Source organism: Melaminivora jejuensis (genome assembly GCF_017811175.1).
Lineage (GTDB): Bacteria > Pseudomonadota > Gammaproteobacteria > Burkholderiales > Burkholderiaceae_C > Melaminivora > Melaminivora jejuensis.
Window position 1 is genome coordinate 2,220,459 of record NZ_JACWIJ010000002.1, and the last position, 14,055, is coordinate 2,234,513.

Here is a 14,055-nt window from a genome sequence, read left to right on the forward strand (position 1 = left end):
TATCGCGAGGATTTGCAACGCCGCAGACCACCCGAGGCCGCGCTCGCGCACCCGCGCGGGGATCGTAAACACGCTCTAAGAGTGCGCTCAGACTCTTGAGCCAAGGAGGCGGCGCAGAGCGCGGAAGCCAGGGCCGGGCACCTGGGCAAAAAATCAGTCAAAACAGGCTGAAACCCTTACCTGTCAAGCGTTGACAGCTATTGAAAAATGAGTTCGGGCAGCTGCGTCAGGCGCTGCCCCTGGGGCAGAACAAGCCTGCTTGCCTACAGCAGCTCCAGCACCCGCTCGGGCGGACGGCACAGCATCGCGCCGCGCGGCGTGACGACGATGGGCCGGTTCAGCAACTCGGGGTGCGCGGCCACGGCAGCGATCAATTCGGCATCGCTGCGTGCCGGGTCGGCCAGATCCAGCTCGGCATAGGCCGCCTCCTTGCTGCGCAGCAGCTCGCGCACCGGCACGCCAAGCTGCGCCACCAGGGCGGTGAGCTGGGCGGCGTCCAGCGGCTGGGCGAGGTAATCCACGATGGCCGGCTCGATGCCGCGCTCGCGCAGGAGCGCCAGCGCGCCGCGTGAGTTGCTGCAGCGGGCGTTGTGGTAAATGGTGATGTCGGGATGCGTACTCATGCGGCCCAAGTGTAAGTACCGTGCCGTTGTGCGTTGTGCGTTGTACGTTGTGCGTCGAGTACTGAAAGCTGGCGCCAGGATCGCGCCTGCACCCTCACCGCCGCGACGCACGCAGCGTGCGGCTGAGCAATATGACCGGCACCAGGCCCACGGCCACCAGCGCCAGCGAGGGCAGCGCCGCCTCGCCCAGGCGCTCGTCGCGCGCCAGCTGGTAGGCCACCACGGCCAGGGTGTCGCTGTTGAAGGGCCGCAGCACCATGGTGGCGGGCAGCTCCTTCATGACATCGACGAAGACCAGCAGCGCGGCGGCAGCCGCCGAGCGCTTGAGCAGCGGCCAGTGAACGCGCGACAGCAGGCGCACCCCACCCACGCCCAACATGCGCGAGGAATCATCCAGGCTCATGGGGATACGCGCATAGCCGCTTTGCACCGACTGCAGCGCCACCGCGCAAAAGCGCACCAGATAGGCCCAGACGATGCCCACCGCCGTGGCCGTGATCAGCGCCGGCAGGGCCAGCGTGGGCGCCGCCGCCTGCACCCAGCCCACTGGCAGCAGCAGGCCGACCACGATGACCGCGCCCGGCACGGCATAGCCCAGGCTGGCCAGGCGCACCACGGCGCGGGTGACAGCGTCGCGGCTCCTGCGCACGGCAAAGGCCAGGGCAAAGCTGATGGCCACCGCCAGCGCGGCAGTGATGCCGCCCAGGCGCACGCTGTTGCCGGCCCACTCGACGAAGCGCCCCCAGGGCAGCACCGACCAGTCTGAAGCCAGCGGGCGCAGCATGAACAGCACCGGCGCGAAAAAGCCCATGAAGACCGGCACCAGGCACACGCCCCAGGCCAGCGCCAGGCCTGAGCCGCGCAGGCGCACCGGCTCGGCCTCGGCGGAGCCGGCCCGGCCCACGCCACCGGCGGCAAAGCGCATCCGCCGCTGGGCGCGCAGCTCCAGGTGCAACAGCAGCGCCACCAGCACCAGCAAGATGGTGGCCAGCTGCGCCGCAGCCAGCCGGTCGTCCATGGCCAGCCAGGCCTTGTAGATACCCACGGTGAAGGTCTGGATGCCGAAGTAGCTGGTCACGCCGAAATCCGCCAGCGTCTCCATCAGCACCAGCGCCACGCCAGCGGCCACGGCCGGGCGCGCCAGCGGCAGCGCCACCTGGGCGATGCGCCGCGCGGGCGAGGCGCCCAGCAGCCGGGCGGCCTCCATCAGGTGCGCCGCGCGCTCGGACAACGCCGTGCGCGCCAGCAGATAGACATACGGGTACAGCGCGAAGATGAAGACCCAGATGGCGCCCCACAGGCTGCGCACCTCGGGCAAGAGGCGCCCCTCCAGCCCGAAGGCCGCGCGCAGCCAGACCTGTAGCGGGCCGCTGAACTGCAAAAAATCCGTATAGGCGTAGGCCGTGACATAGGCCGGCATGGCCAGGGGCAGCAGCAGCAGCCACTCCAGCTTGCGCCGCCCCGGGAACTCGAACAGCGTCACCGCCGCCGCGCAGGCCGTGCCGACCACGGCAGCGCCGACAGCCACCGCCAGGCCCAGCACGAAGGTCGTCCACAGGTAGTCGGGCAGCACGGTGGCCGCCATCTCGCGCACGATGGCGCCGGCCTGCTCGCCGCCCAGCGTGCCCGGCAGCCAGGCAGAAAACACCGTGAGCACCGGCAGCACCAGCGCCAGCGCCAGCAGGATCAGAAAAACGTTGCGCAGCAGCGCGGCAAGGGGGCGTGGCAAGGGAAAAATGATGCAGACCCTGGGGAGGCGCAGCGGCCAGGTGGCCTGCCAGCGTGCGGGCGCGGACGGCCCGTCAATGCAAATGGGAATGATTCTACGCAAGTTGCCCACATACAAACTTACAATTGCACCGATGTTCCTGGAAGTCTCTCAACTCGATGTGCGCTACGGCGCACGCGCACAGGCCGCCGTGCAGGGCGTGACTCTGGGCCTGGCGGCTGGCGAGATCGGCGTGCTGATCGGCCCCTCGGGCTGCGGCAAGACCACGCTCTTGCGCGCCGTCGCCGGGCTGGAGCCGGTGGCCGGCGGCAGCATCCGGCTGGGGCAGGAGCTGGTCGGCGCGCCCGGGCGCAGCCTGCCGCCCGAGGAGCGGCGCATCGGCATGGTGTTCCAGGACTACGCGCTGTTTCCGCACCTGTCGGTGGGGCGCAACGTGGCTTTTGGCATCCACGGCCTGCCCAAGGCCGAGCAGCGCCAGCGCGTGGCCGAGGCGCTGGCCTTGGTGGGCCTGGCCGGCAGCGAAGCGCGTTTTCCGCATGAGCTGTCAGGCGGCCAGCAGCAGCGCGTGGCGCTGGCGCGCGCCCTGGCGCCACGCCCGCGCCTGATGCTGCTCGATGAGCCGTTTTCCAATCTGGATGTCGATCTGCGCGAGCGCCTGGCGCACGAGGTGCGCGGCATCCTGAAGGCCGCCGGCGCCACGGCCCTGTTCGTCACGCACGACCAGATGGAGGCCTTTGCCATCGGCGACCGCATCGGCGTCATGGAATCCGGCCACCTGCACCAGTGGGACGACGCCTATGCGCTGTACCACCGCCCGGCCACGCGCTTCGTCGCCAGCTTCATCGGCCACGGCGTGTTTGCGCCAGCCGAGCTGGTCAGCCAGGACGGCCACGTCGTGGCGCGCACACCGCTGGGCGATCTGATGGATGTCGATGGCTGCCCCCTGCCCTCGGCGTATGCGGGCGCGCGCTGCGACGTGCTGCTGCGCCCGGACGACGTGGTACACGACGACCATGCACCGGTGCAGGCGCGCGTGCTGCGCAAGTCGTTTCGCGGCGCGGAGTTTCTCTACACGCTGGAGCTGGCCGGCGGCCTGACGGTGATGGCCCACGTGCCCAGCCACCACGACCATGCCGTGGGCGAGTGGATCGGCATCCGCCCGCAGGTCGATCACGTGGTGACCTTCGAGCGCGCAGCCTGACCTTTGCGGCCCTCAGCGCTCGAACGCGATGTGCCCGCCCACCAGCGTGGCGCGCACGCGCGCCGGCAGCTCGTAGCCCGACAGCGGCGTGTGCTTGCCCTGGCTGGCCAGGGCGTGCGGTGCCACCGTCCAGTAGTCCTCGGGCGCGACCACGCACAAGTCGCCCACGCCGCCCTCGACGATGCGCCCGATGCTGGCCTGCAGCGTGCCCAGCGCGCTGCCCAGCACGCGCGCCGGCTCGTGCGTGATGACGCCCAGCGCCCGCGCCAGCGGCACGCCGGCATCGTGCGACCATTTGAGCGCCACCGACAGCAGCAGCTCCAGCCCCGTGGCGCCGGCCTCGGCCTCGGCAAAGGGCAGCGCCTTGGCGTCGTCATCGACCGGCGTGTGATCCGAGACCAGCGCATCGATGGTGCCGTCGGCGAGGGCAGCGGACAGGGCGTCGCGGTCGCGCTGCTGGCGCAGCACCGGCGTCAGGCGCGCGCGGCTGTCGAAGTAGCCGATGTCGGTGTCGGTGAACAACAGCGAGTTGATGCTGACGTCGCAGCTCACCGGCAGGCCCGCCGCCTTGGCCTGGCGCACCAGCTCCACCCCGGCGGCGCTGGACAGCCGGCACAGGTGGACACGCGCGCCGGTGGTCTTCATCAGCTCGAAGATGGTGTGCAGCGCGATGGTCTCCGCCGCTACCGGGATGCCCGACAGGCCCATGCGCGTGGCCAGCGGGCCGCTGGCGGCCACGCCCCGGCCCAGGTGCAGCTCTTGCGGGCGCAGCCAGACGGTGTAGCCAAAGGTGGCGGCGTACTGCAGCGCGCGCTGCAGCACCTGGGTGCTCTCCAGTTGCACCTCGGCCTGGGAAAAACCCACGCAGCCGGCCTCGGTCAGCTCGGCCATCTCGGTCAACACCGCACCGGCCAGGTTGCGCGTCAGCGCGCCCAGCGGGAACAGGCGCGCCTGGTGCAGTTTTTCGGCGCGGAACTTGAGCATCTCGACCAGGCCGGGCTCGTCGAGCACCGGATCGGTGTCGGGCGGGCAGACCAGGCTAGTCACGCCGCCGGCCACGGCTGCGGCCATCTCGGACTCCAACATGCCCTCGTGCTCGTAGCCCGGCTCGCGCAGGCGCGCCGCCAGATCGACCAGGCCAGGCAGCACCAGGCAGCCGCTGGCGTCGATGCGCCGCGTCGGCGCAAAGCCCTCGGGCAAGCGATCGACGGCGATGATGCGCCCCGCCGCCAGTGCCACGCTGCACACCTTGTCCAGGCCACTGGCCGGGTCGAGCACGCGGCCATGTTCGATGAGTATCTTCATGATTTATAGCCAAAATGGCTTGAAACCCGCACCAGGCAAGCGCGAGCAGCTATCAAAATTGATTTTTCAGCCATCCGTGGCGTCACGCTTCATTGCCGGCGACGATGGACATCACGGCCATGCGCACCGCGATGCCGAAGGTGACCTGCGGCAGGATCACCGCCTGCGGGCCATCGACCACGGCGGAGGCGATCTCCACGCCCCGATTGATGGGGCCGGGGTGCATGACGATGGCGTCGGGCCTGGCCAGGCGCAGCTTTTCCGGCGTGAGGCCGAAACTCTTGAAGTATTCCTGGCTCGACGGCAGCAGCGCGCCGCTCATGCGCTCGTTTTGCAGCCGCAGCATGATGACCACGTCACAGTCCCTGATGCCGTCTTCCAGGTTGTGAAAGACGCGCACGCCCATGTGCGACAGATCGGACGGCACCAGCGTGCGCGGGCCGACTACGCGCACCTCGGCGCAACCCAGCGTGGTCAGCGCGTGGATGTCCGAGCGCGCCACGCGCGAATGCAGCACGTCGCCGACGATGGCCACCGTCAGGTTGGCGAAGTCCTGCTTGTAGTGCCGGATGGTGTACATGTCCAGCAGGCCCTGCGTGGGGTGCGAGTGGCGTCCGTCGCCGGCATTGACCACGTGGACATGAGGCGCGACGTGCTGGGCGATCAGGTAGGGCGCGCCGGACTCGCTGTGGCGCACCACGAACAGGTCGGCGGCCATGGCCGAGAGGTTGTCGATGGTGTCCAGCAGCGTCTCGCCCTTGGCGGTGGAGCTGCGCGCGATGTCCAGATTGAACACGTCGGCCGACAGGCGCTTGGCGGCGATCTCGAAGGTGGTGCGCGTGCGCGTGCTGTTCTCGAAGAACAGGTTGAAGACGCTCTTGCCGCGCAGCAGCGGCACTTTTTTCACCTCGCGGTCGTTCATGGACACGAAGTTGCTGGCCGTGTCCAGGATGTGCGTCAGCGTGTCGCGCGGCAGGCCTTCGATGGACAGCAGGTGGATCAGCTCGCCGTTCTTGTTGAGCTGGGGGTTGCGCTTGTACAGCACCATCAGGCCTCTTTGACATCGAAGTGGAAGGTGCCGGCTGCGCTGCGCGCCAGCGCCAGGGAGCGGCTGGCGGGCAGGCTGATGCGGGCTGCGGCGTATTCGGCGGCAATCGGCAGCTCGCGCCCGCCGCGATCGACCAGCACCGCCAGGCGCACGCGCGCCGGGCGGCCATAGTCGAACAGCTCGTTGAGCACGGCGCGCACGGTGCGACCGGTGTAGAGCACGTCGTCGAGCAACACGATGTCGGCGCCGTTCACATCGAAGGGCAGTTGCGTCTGCGCGCTGGCCGACAAGCCGCGGCGGGCAAAGTCGTCGCGGTGCAGCGCCGAGGACAGCACGCCGGGGGCATCCTGCAGGCCCAGGTCGCGCTGCAGCCGCTCGGCCAGCCAGGCGCCGCCCGAGGTGATGCCGGCCAGGCGGGTGCCGGGCGCCAGCAGGGCGCGCACGCCGCGCGCAAGTTCCGCATACAGGGCCTCGGCGTCGAGCAGCAGCACGCCGCCCGCGCTGGCGGCAGGGGTGGGGGTCATGTCAGAGATTCCTCAGGAATTGTTCCAGGATGATGCAGGCGGCGCCGGCGTCGGCGTCGCGCGCGCCGGCCTCCAGAGCAGCGGTGGTGCTGTAGCGCTCATCCACCTCATAGACCGCCAGGCCGAAGCGGCCTCGCAGCTGGCGGGCGAATTTCAGGGCGCGCTCGGTGTTTTCGTGCGGCGCGCCATCGGGGTGCAGCGGCACGCCGACCACCAGCGCATCGGGCTGCCACTCGCGGATGCGCACCGCCACCTGAGCGAAGCGGGCGTCGGCACCGTCGGCGCGGATGGTCGGCTGCGCCGAGGCGGTGCCCAGCAGCCGCGTGCCAAAGGCCACGCCGGTGCGCCGCAGGCCAAAGTCCAGAGCCAGAAAGGTCTGGTGTTGCGCGGCCACCGGGACGCTGGTCGGCAGGCGGGCCGGGCCAGGCCGGGCCGGGGCGTTCATGCGTGCCCCGCCGTGCTCGACAGCATCCACGACTTCAGGCCCAGCAGCGCCAGTGCCTGGTCGTAGCGTTCCGGGGCCGGGGCATCGAAGATGACCTGCGGATCGGCCTCGACGGTAAGCCAGGAGTTTTCCGCCAGTTCGGATTCGAGCTGGCCCTCGCCCCAGGAGGCATAGCCCAGCGTAACCAGCACGCGCCTGGGGCCGGCGCCGTGCGACAGGGCTTCGAGCACGTCCTTGGAGGTGGTCATCTCCAGCCCGCCGGCGGCAATCTGCATGGTCGATGCGTAGGGCGAGGTGTCCTCCCCCTCGATCGGCTCGTGCGGGCGCATGGCGTCGTGCAGCACGAAGCCGCGCTCGGTCTGCAGCGGGCCGCCGTGGAAGACCGGCGCGCCGCTCAAGTCCTTGCGACCCAGGTTGAGATCGACCTTTTCCAGCAGGCTGTCCAGGTCGATGCCCATGGGCTTGTTGATGACCAGGCCCAGGGCGCCGCGTTCGCTGTGCTCGCACAGATAGACGACGCTGCGCGAGAAAAAGGAGGACGCCTCTTCCAGGCCGGGCATGGCAATCAGGAAGTGGTGCGTCAGGTTCATGGTCGGGCTGGAGTCGGACATACGCCTGATTTTAGGCGCAAGCCCTTGCCCGCACGGCCCGCAGCAAGGCTGCGCCCGGCCCGGGCCGGGCGCGCAGCTCAGGCCGGCTGAGCCGCAGCCTGCTGGCGCGTGTAGTGCTGCACCAGGCCCAGCAGCTCCTCGTCCGAGTAGGGCTTGCCCAGGTAGTGGTTGACGCCCAGCTCCATGGCGTGCTCACGGTGCTTTTCGGCAATGCGCGAGGTGATCATGATGATGGGCAAGTCCTGCAGCGCGGCGTCGCCACGGATGTTGCGCGCCAGATCGAAGCCGTCCATGCGCGGCATCTCGATGTCCGACAGCACCACCGCCGGGCGCTCCTCCTGCAGCCGCTCCAGCGCCTGCAGGCCGTCGGCGGCCAGGGCCACGCGGTAGCCCTCGCGCACCAGCAGACGCTGGGTCACGCGGCGCACGGTGATGGAGTCATCCACGACCAGCACCAGCGGCACCAACGGTGCAGCAGCGGCAGCGGCCGGCACGGCACCCCCGGCGCCTGCGGCCACGATGCCGGCCGCCCGTGGGTCGCCGTGCAGCAGAGGCGCCAGCGTGCCGGCCTGCAGTTGCTCGCCATACACGTTGGCCAGGGCCACCGGGTTGTAGATCAGCACCACGGCGCCCGAGGCCAGCACCGACATGCCGGCCAGACCAGGCAGGCGCGACAGCTGCGGCCCCAGGTTCTTGACCACCACCTCCTGGTTGCCCAGCACTTCGTCCACGTGCATGGCCAGGCGCTGCGCAGCGCTGCGCAGGATGACCACCGGTCGGCTCTTGCTGCCGGCCTCGTCACTGCGCGCCGAGGACTGCAGCAAGGCACCCGCCCAGTGCAGGGGCAGGGCCTCGCCGCCATGCTCGAAGGTGTGGCTGGCATAGGCTGCTTCGAGCTGCGCGTCGCTGCTGCGGCGCACCAGCTCGACCAGCGCGGCCGGCACGCCGAAGACCAGCGTGCCGGCGCGCAGCATGACCACCTGCGTCACCGCTGTGGTCAGCGGCAGCACCATCCGGAACGCCGTGCCCTGCCCTGCCTCGGTCTCGGTCTCCACGCGTCCGCCCAGGGCGCCGACCTCGGTGCGCACCACGTCCATGCCGACGCCACGGCCCGACAGCGCCGTCACTTCGCTGGCTGTGGAAAAGCCCGGCTGGAAGATCAGTTGCGCCGCCTCGACATTGCCGATGCGGGCATCCGGGGCGATCAGGCCCAGCCCGAGCGCCTTGGCGCGGATGCGCTCGACATTCAGCCCGGCGCCATCGTCGCGAAATTCGACGGCAACGTCGTTGCCCTCGTGGCGCAGCCCGATGGTGATGGTGCCGACCGCCGGCTTGTGCGCGGCCTGGCGCTGCTCGGGCGTCTCGATGCCGTGGCTGATGCAGTTGCGCAGCAGGTGCTCGAAGACCGGCGTCATCCGGTCGAGTACGCCGCGATCCATTTCGATGGCGCCGCCGGTGATGTCCAGCTTGACCTGCTTGGCCATTTCCTTGGAGGACTGGCGCACCACGGCATACAGGCGCTCGGCAATGCTCTCGAACTCGACCATGCGTGTGCGCAGCAGGTCGCGCTGCAGCTCACGCGCCTGGCGCCCCTGGGCGATCAGGTCGTCCTCGGCGCCTTCCATGGCGCGCTGCATGTTGCGCTGCACCGTGGCCACGTCGTTGACCGACTCGGCCATCATGCGCGTGAGCTCCTGCACTCGCGTGAAGCGATCGAACTCCAGCGGATCGAAGCCTGCTGCCGAGTCGCGCGACAGGGCCAAGCGCGACTGCATCTGGCTTTCCGCCTGCATCTCGATGTCGCGCAGCTGCTGACGCAGGCGCTCCAGGTTGCCGGTCAAGTCGTTCAGCGAGCTGCGCATCTGGCCCATGCGCGCCTCCAGGCGCGAGCGGGCAATCATGACCTCGCCAGCCTGGTTGACCAGACGATCGAGCAGCTGCGAGCGCACGCGCACCGACTGCCCGGCCTGGCTGGCACGCGCTGGTACGGCGCGCGCTGCAGCGGTCGGAGAGGGTTGCACCGCCGATGCCGCAGCCGGCTGGGGGAAGGCCGGCTGCGCATCCGCCCCGGACAGCGGCAACGGCAACGACTCTGCAGCGCTGGCCTGCGGCGCCACCGTGACCGCTTCGGTCAGGGGTTGGGCGCCAATGGTGCGCAAGTTGTCGAAGTCCGCCTGCAGGGCGTCCAGGCGCCCCAGCAGCGGCTCGATGTCGCTGGTCTGCGCGCCCTCGGAAGGAATGTGCTCGACGGCGCTCTCCATGCGGTGCGCCATTTCTCCCAACCGCATGGCACCAGCCAGGCGGGCGCTGCCCTTGAGCGTGTGCAGCGCCCGCAGCAGCTCGCTACGGGCACTCAGGTTGTCCGGGCGCGCGGCCCACTGGCGCAGCGCGCCGCCCAGGCGCGGCAGCAGCTCGACGGCCTCTTCCTCGAAGATCGGAAACAGGTCGGGGTCAATGGTGTCCAGCGCGTCGATGTCGTCCTCATCCGGCACGGCTGACCCTGCGGCTGCATCGACCCTGGGCTCGGCGTCGGGCAGCACCGAGGACGTGGGCCAGAGCACGGCGACCTCAGGTGCTGCGGCAGCGGGCTGGACAGGAGCCGGCCCGTGCGCAGCCAGGGCGTCCGGCGTCTGCGGCATGTCCGGCACGATCTGCTCCAGCCCGGGCGGCAGCTCGTCAGCCAGCGGCGAAGGCGCGCTGGTGACCTCCAACTGCAGCAATTCGCGCAGCTGCACCAGTACCTGGGCGTTGGGCTCCTTGAGGAAGCCGGCGGCAAATTGGTGCAGCAACCGGCGAATATCGGTGGCCGCAGCATTCACGATCCGACCCTGCTCGACCGACCCACCGGGCAGCAGCTGCAGATGCTGCAACACATGCTCCAGCGTGCGCGCCAGCTCGGACAGCGCAGTGAAGCCGACGGTGCCGGAACTGCCGGCCAGCGAATGCGCCAGCGCCACGGCCAGATCGGGCACCGGCCGATGCAGCTCCAGCGCCCATTCCTGCAGCGAGGTGACCAGGTGGCGTGACCACTCGTCGGCCTCGTTCAGATAGACGTTGTACAGCGGTATGCCGATGCGCAGATCGCCAATGACCTTGGTTTCGTCGGCAGGCGGCTCGACAGGGGTCTCGGCGGGTGGCTGGATGGGGGGCTGCTCCGCAGGCAGGTCGGCAAGACCTGCCACCATCAGCGGCGCGGGCGGCTCCAGCGATATCTCCAGCGGCGGCTCAGGCGACAAGTCGGGCAGGGCAGACTCGGGCAGCAGCTCGGACAAAGCCGCCTCGGGTGGCAACGCCACTGCATCATCGAGCGCCGCCTCCGGCCGGGCTGCGGCCATGCCGTCGTCGGCCTGTGGCGCCTCGGCAGGCGCCTCCTCTGCAGGCTCCAGCACCAGTTGAACCTCGGCATCCTGCGGCGCCAGGAAGAAAGTGTCCTGGAGGTCTGGTTCCGCTGGCGGCAAGGCCGGAGCGGTCTGCGCTGGCTGCACCGACGGCTCCGGCTGGGCCTCCATGGCCTGGAGCGCCTTTTCGAAAAAGGCAAAGTCGATCTCTTCGCCCACGGCCAGGGGAGCTTGCTCCTGCGGCTGTGCCACAGCCTCGGCAGACGGCGGCTCGCTACCGATCCAGGTATCGGCAAAGTCTCTGACCGGCTCGTCGGCGTCCAGCTCGGGTACGGCCTCGGCAGGGGTCGGCTCCTCGGGAACCGCCTGCACGAGAGCATCCTCCAGCAGCGATGCTGCTTCAGGCAAGCTCGGCTGCGGCAGGATGTCCGGCTCGGGGCCGCAGCCGGCTCCAAGAGCAGTGGCGGCTCGGGCACCAATTCTGCCGTCGGCGCGGCTGCGGGTTCGGCTTCAGGCTCGGGCTGGCCCCCGGATGCTGCCCCAGCTTGCGCTTCGGGCGACGGCGCTGGCTCCAGATCGAACTCGAATCCGAAGTCCAGCACCGGCTCGGGCGCTGGAGATGCTGGCTCGGATGCTGCCTGCTGCGGCTCCAGGACAGGCTCCAGGGTGGCCTCGGAAGCTGGCTCAGGAGTGTCTGGCGCCGGCTCATCCTGCACTGCGGGAGCTGACGGCGCTGCCTCCTGCACGACCACCTCGTCCTGCGGCGCGTCTGGGACAGACAAAGGCTGGGCACCATGCAGATCGACCAGCCGCCCCTCCAGCCGCATGGCATCGGCAGCGGCGCGAAATGGCTGGGCCTGCCAGCTCTGTGCCTGCTCCTGGGCAATGGCATCGGCCCACTGGCCGAAGGCCTGCAATGCCTGGGCCGAGAGGGCCAGCAATGCCGGCTGGATGGGTTTTTGCTCGGCCAGCCAGGCGTTGAGCGTCTGCTCCATGGCCCAGGCAGCCTCGCCGAATTCATTCAGCCCGACCATGCGCGAGCTGCCCTTGAGGGTGTGGAAGGCACGGCGCAGGGTGGTTTGCTCGCTCAGGTCACCCGGCTGCCCCTGCAGCGTGGCAATGGCCTCCAGGCCGGTGGCCACCACCTCGCGCGCCTCTTCCAGGAAGATGTCCAGCAGTTCCTGATCCTGCTCGTCGCGCACCACGATCTGCGGCTGAGCGGCGGGGCTGGCTGGCGCCGGCGCTGCCGGGGCTGGCACCGTTGGTGATGGTGGCACTGCGGGCTGGCTGGCCTCTGGGGCCGGCGCGGTCGGCACCGCTGCAGGCACCGCCCCAGGAGCAGCGGCTTGCGCCTGGGACGGCGGCACGCTGGCCGGCGCTGCCTCAGCTTCCGCCGCAGGGGCTGCCTCATGGACTGCCTCACGGGACGTCTCTGGGCGCGCCCGCCCCATCAGGATGCGCAATTCGCCCTGCTCCTCGTCATAGAGGAACAGCTTGCGGGCCATGGCGCGCTGGTAGCCCAGCATGTCGATCAGAAAGCCCAGGGCACCGAGGTTGTTGCCGAGCTTTTCGAAGACTGCGGCGCGCTGCTCCTGCGGGATGTCGCCCACCAGCAGCCGCTCGACGACGGTACGCATGTGCAGCACCGCCAGCGACGCCTGATCCAGGCCCAGCACCGACAGCACGCCGCGCATCTGCTGCAGGCCATCGGGCACCGGTGCCAGCACAGCCTTGTCCTGCGGGTCGCGGAAATGCTGATCCATGGCCTTCTCGGCCTCGGCCAGCGCAGCGCGCAGTTCGCCCACCACGCTGCCCATGGTCTGGCGCTCGCTGACCCGGCCATACAGCTCTTCCATCCACAGCTCCAGCGGCTGTGGTTCGCCACCGGCCATGACGGCATCGATGCGGTGCGCCAGATCCTGCGCCCGCTCGGTCATCTCCTCCTGGCCCATGTCCAGGTCTTCGAACGACGCCTGCAGGTACAGCACCGCCGTGGCCACCTCTATGGCCAGCGAGGTGCCCGGCGGTTCGCCGCTGCGCATGGTGGCCGCGACGGCGCTGGTGAGAGCCTGCGCCAGGCTGGTGCTGCCGGGCTGCAGCCGGCGCAGCGAATCGCACACCAGGCCGAACTGATCCACCGCCAGCTTGAGCTTGTTGCGATCGCCCCCGGCCAGGGCCGACCAGGTCTCGGTGGCAGCCGCAATGCGCTTGCGCGCCTGCGCCAGCACAGCCGGGTCGTACAGCCCGAAACGGGGCTGCTCGTAATCGACCGTGCCGTGACCCGTCAGATCGTTGGCCCGGCGCACGGCATCCAGCACCGGGGCGGCCTGCGGTTCTGCCATCGCAGCCTGGGCGCAGAAGAACAGCATGTCCTGCACCAAGCGGTCGTTGACTGCGGTTTCTCCGCGCGCCAGCGAGGCGTACTGCATCAGCACGCGCGAGGCGACACGCTTGACATAGACGTCAGGCACCAGCGCACCCAGCGCCAGCGCCTCGAAAAAGCCGGCGCTGATCTTCCAGAAGGAACGTACGCCAGCATCGTGCTGCGCGGCAGCGAAGGCCAGGGAGATGGCGCGCAGCTCGGCTGCCGCCTGCGGCTCTGCAGCCTTGACGATACGCAGCACGGCACCATCGAGCCGCGCCCGGGCCTGGGCGCCATAGGCCAGCGCGGCAGCCGCCGGCATGGACTGGGGCAGCACGGGCTCGCGCACACGGCGCGGCACGGGCCACAGATCGGCCGGGTGTACGCGCTCGGAGCCGGCCAGCTCCTGGGCGCGGCGATACTGCGGGAACAGCGCCACCGGCGACACGGCGCGACCGGCCAGCACATGCTCCAGGTATTCGATGAGCGCAAAACTGGCCTGTTCGACGACACCCGAGGCCTCGTCGCTGCACAGCTCGGGACGCTGCACGAAGCGCTGCACCGCGCCCTCCAGGGCGCGCACGACCAGCGCCGGCTGATCCATGCCGACCATCTCCAGCGCACCAGCGGCCTGGTGCAGCTGCTGGCGTGCGGCGCGCAGGCCGCTGGCATCGAGCGATGCCAGATCCGACTGGCGCGCCACCTCGGCATCGCGCACGAAGCGATGCATGGCCTTGACCGCTCCCTCCAGGGATTTGCGCAATTCACCCAGCACCCAGGCCAGGGGCCCGAGGTCGTGCTCGCCCTGGTGCCATTCAGGTGCCATGGCGTTGGCAGCTTCCTTGGTTGACATGGATTCGTCCCCGACC

General features: G+C 69.7%; 10 protein-coding genes. 1 reads left to right on the plus strand and 9 read right to left on the minus strand.

Features of this window, described 5'->3' with window-relative positions:
- Positions 1-263: 263 nt before the first annotated feature.
- Entirely contained in the window at positions 264-623 is a 360-nt protein-coding gene (gene arsC / locus IDM45_RS10555; RefSeq protein ID WP_209422805.1) for an arsenate reductase (glutaredoxin), read from the minus strand.
- Between the two features lie 94 nt (positions 624-717).
- A complete protein-coding gene (locus tag IDM45_RS10560) occupies positions 718-2,352 on the minus strand; it encodes an ABC transporter permease (protein ID WP_232654045.1) in 1,635 nt (544 codons plus the stop codon).
- A 133-nt stretch (positions 2,353-2,485) separates the two neighbouring features.
- Here IDM45_RS10560 and IDM45_RS10565 point away from each other — a divergent pair, with 133 nt between their 5' ends.
- Positions 2,486-3,553: an ABC transporter ATP-binding protein gene (locus tag IDM45_RS10565; protein ID WP_209422806.1), complete on the plus strand. Its 1,068-nt coding sequence runs from the start codon at positions 2,486-2,488 to the stop codon at positions 3,551-3,553.
- A 12-nt stretch (positions 3,554-3,565) separates the two neighbouring features.
- Here the strand turns inward: IDM45_RS10565 and IDM45_RS10570 are convergent, their stop codons facing one another.
- The 7 genes from IDM45_RS10570 to IDM45_RS10600 all read right to left on the minus strand — a co-directional run bounded on the left by IDM45_RS10570 (position 3,566) and on the right by IDM45_RS10600 (position 14,012).
- The gene (locus IDM45_RS10570; protein WP_209422807.1) at positions 3,566-4,858 is read right to left on the minus strand and encodes a dihydroorotase; all 1,293 of its coding nucleotides are present in this window, start codon (positions 4,856-4,858) and stop codon (positions 3,566-3,568) included.
- 82 nt (positions 4,859-4,940) lie between these two features.
- On the minus strand, positions 4,941-5,903 hold the full coding sequence (locus IDM45_RS10575; protein ID WP_209424086.1) for an aspartate carbamoyltransferase catalytic subunit: 963 nt from the start codon (positions 5,901-5,903) through the stop codon (positions 4,941-4,943).
- 2 nt (positions 5,904-5,905) lie between these two features.
- Complete coding sequence (gene pyrR / locus IDM45_RS10580; RefSeq protein ID WP_209422808.1) at positions 5,906-6,430, minus strand: bifunctional pyr operon transcriptional regulator/uracil phosphoribosyltransferase PyrR; 525 nt, start codon at positions 6,428-6,430, stop codon at positions 5,906-5,908.
- Between the two features lies 1 nt (position 6,431).
- On the minus strand, positions 6,432-6,875 hold the full coding sequence (gene ruvX, locus IDM45_RS10585; RefSeq protein ID WP_209422809.1) for a Holliday junction resolvase RuvX: 444 nt from the start codon (positions 6,873-6,875) through the stop codon (positions 6,432-6,434).
- Positions 6,872-7,486 (minus strand): YqgE/AlgH family protein, encoded by a 615-nt coding sequence (locus IDM45_RS10590; RefSeq protein WP_209422810.1) that lies wholly within the window; start codon positions 7,484-7,486, stop codon positions 6,872-6,874. The genes ruvX and IDM45_RS10590 overlap by 4 nt, the downstream gene beginning before the upstream one ends.
- A 77-nt stretch (positions 7,487-7,563) precedes the next feature.
- A complete protein-coding gene (locus IDM45_RS10595) occupies positions 7,564-10,671 on the minus strand; it encodes a hybrid sensor histidine kinase/response regulator (RefSeq protein ID WP_411828437.1) in 3,108 nt (1,035 codons plus the stop codon).
- Positions 10,671-14,012, minus strand: a complete 3,342-nt coding sequence (locus tag IDM45_RS10600; RefSeq protein WP_411828418.1) for an Hpt domain-containing protein — start codon at positions 14,010-14,012, stop codon at positions 10,671-10,673. Before IDM45_RS10600 ends, IDM45_RS10595 begins: the two co-directional genes overlap by 1 nt.
- Between the last annotated feature and the right edge of the window lie 43 nt (positions 14,013-14,055).

What these genes read in the sequence shown, in the direction of transcription:
- ruvX (WP_209422809.1), bottom strand. Translation starts at nt 6,875, where the DNA reads ATGAACGCCCCGGCCCGGCCTGGCCCGGCCCGCCTGCCGACCAGCGTC.
- IDM45_RS10600 (WP_411828418.1), bottom strand. Translation starts at nt 14,012, where the DNA reads ATGGCACCTGAATGGCACCAGGGCGAGCACGACCTCGGGCCCCTGGCC.
- IDM45_RS10595 (WP_411828437.1), bottom strand. Translation starts at nt 10,671, where the DNA reads ATGGTGGCAGGTCTTGCCGACCTGCCTGCGGAGCAGCCCCCCATCCAG.
- IDM45_RS10565 (WP_209422806.1), top strand. Translation starts at nt 2,486, where the DNA reads ATGTTCCTGGAAGTCTCTCAACTCGATGTGCGCTACGGCGCACGCGCA.
- arsC (WP_209422805.1), bottom strand. Translation starts at nt 623, where the DNA reads ATGAGTACGCATCCCGACATCACCATTTACCACAACGCCCGCTGCAGC.
- IDM45_RS10570 (WP_209422807.1), bottom strand. Translation starts at nt 4,858, where the DNA reads ATGAAGATACTCATCGAACATGGCCGCGTGCTCGACCCGGCCAGTGGC.
- IDM45_RS10590 (WP_209422810.1), bottom strand. Translation starts at nt 7,486, where the DNA reads ATGTCCGACTCCAGCCCGACCATGAACCTGACGCACCACTTCCTGATT.
- pyrR (WP_209422808.1), bottom strand. Translation starts at nt 6,430, where the DNA reads ATGACCCCCACCCCTGCCGCCAGCGCGGGCGGCGTGCTGCTGCTCGAC.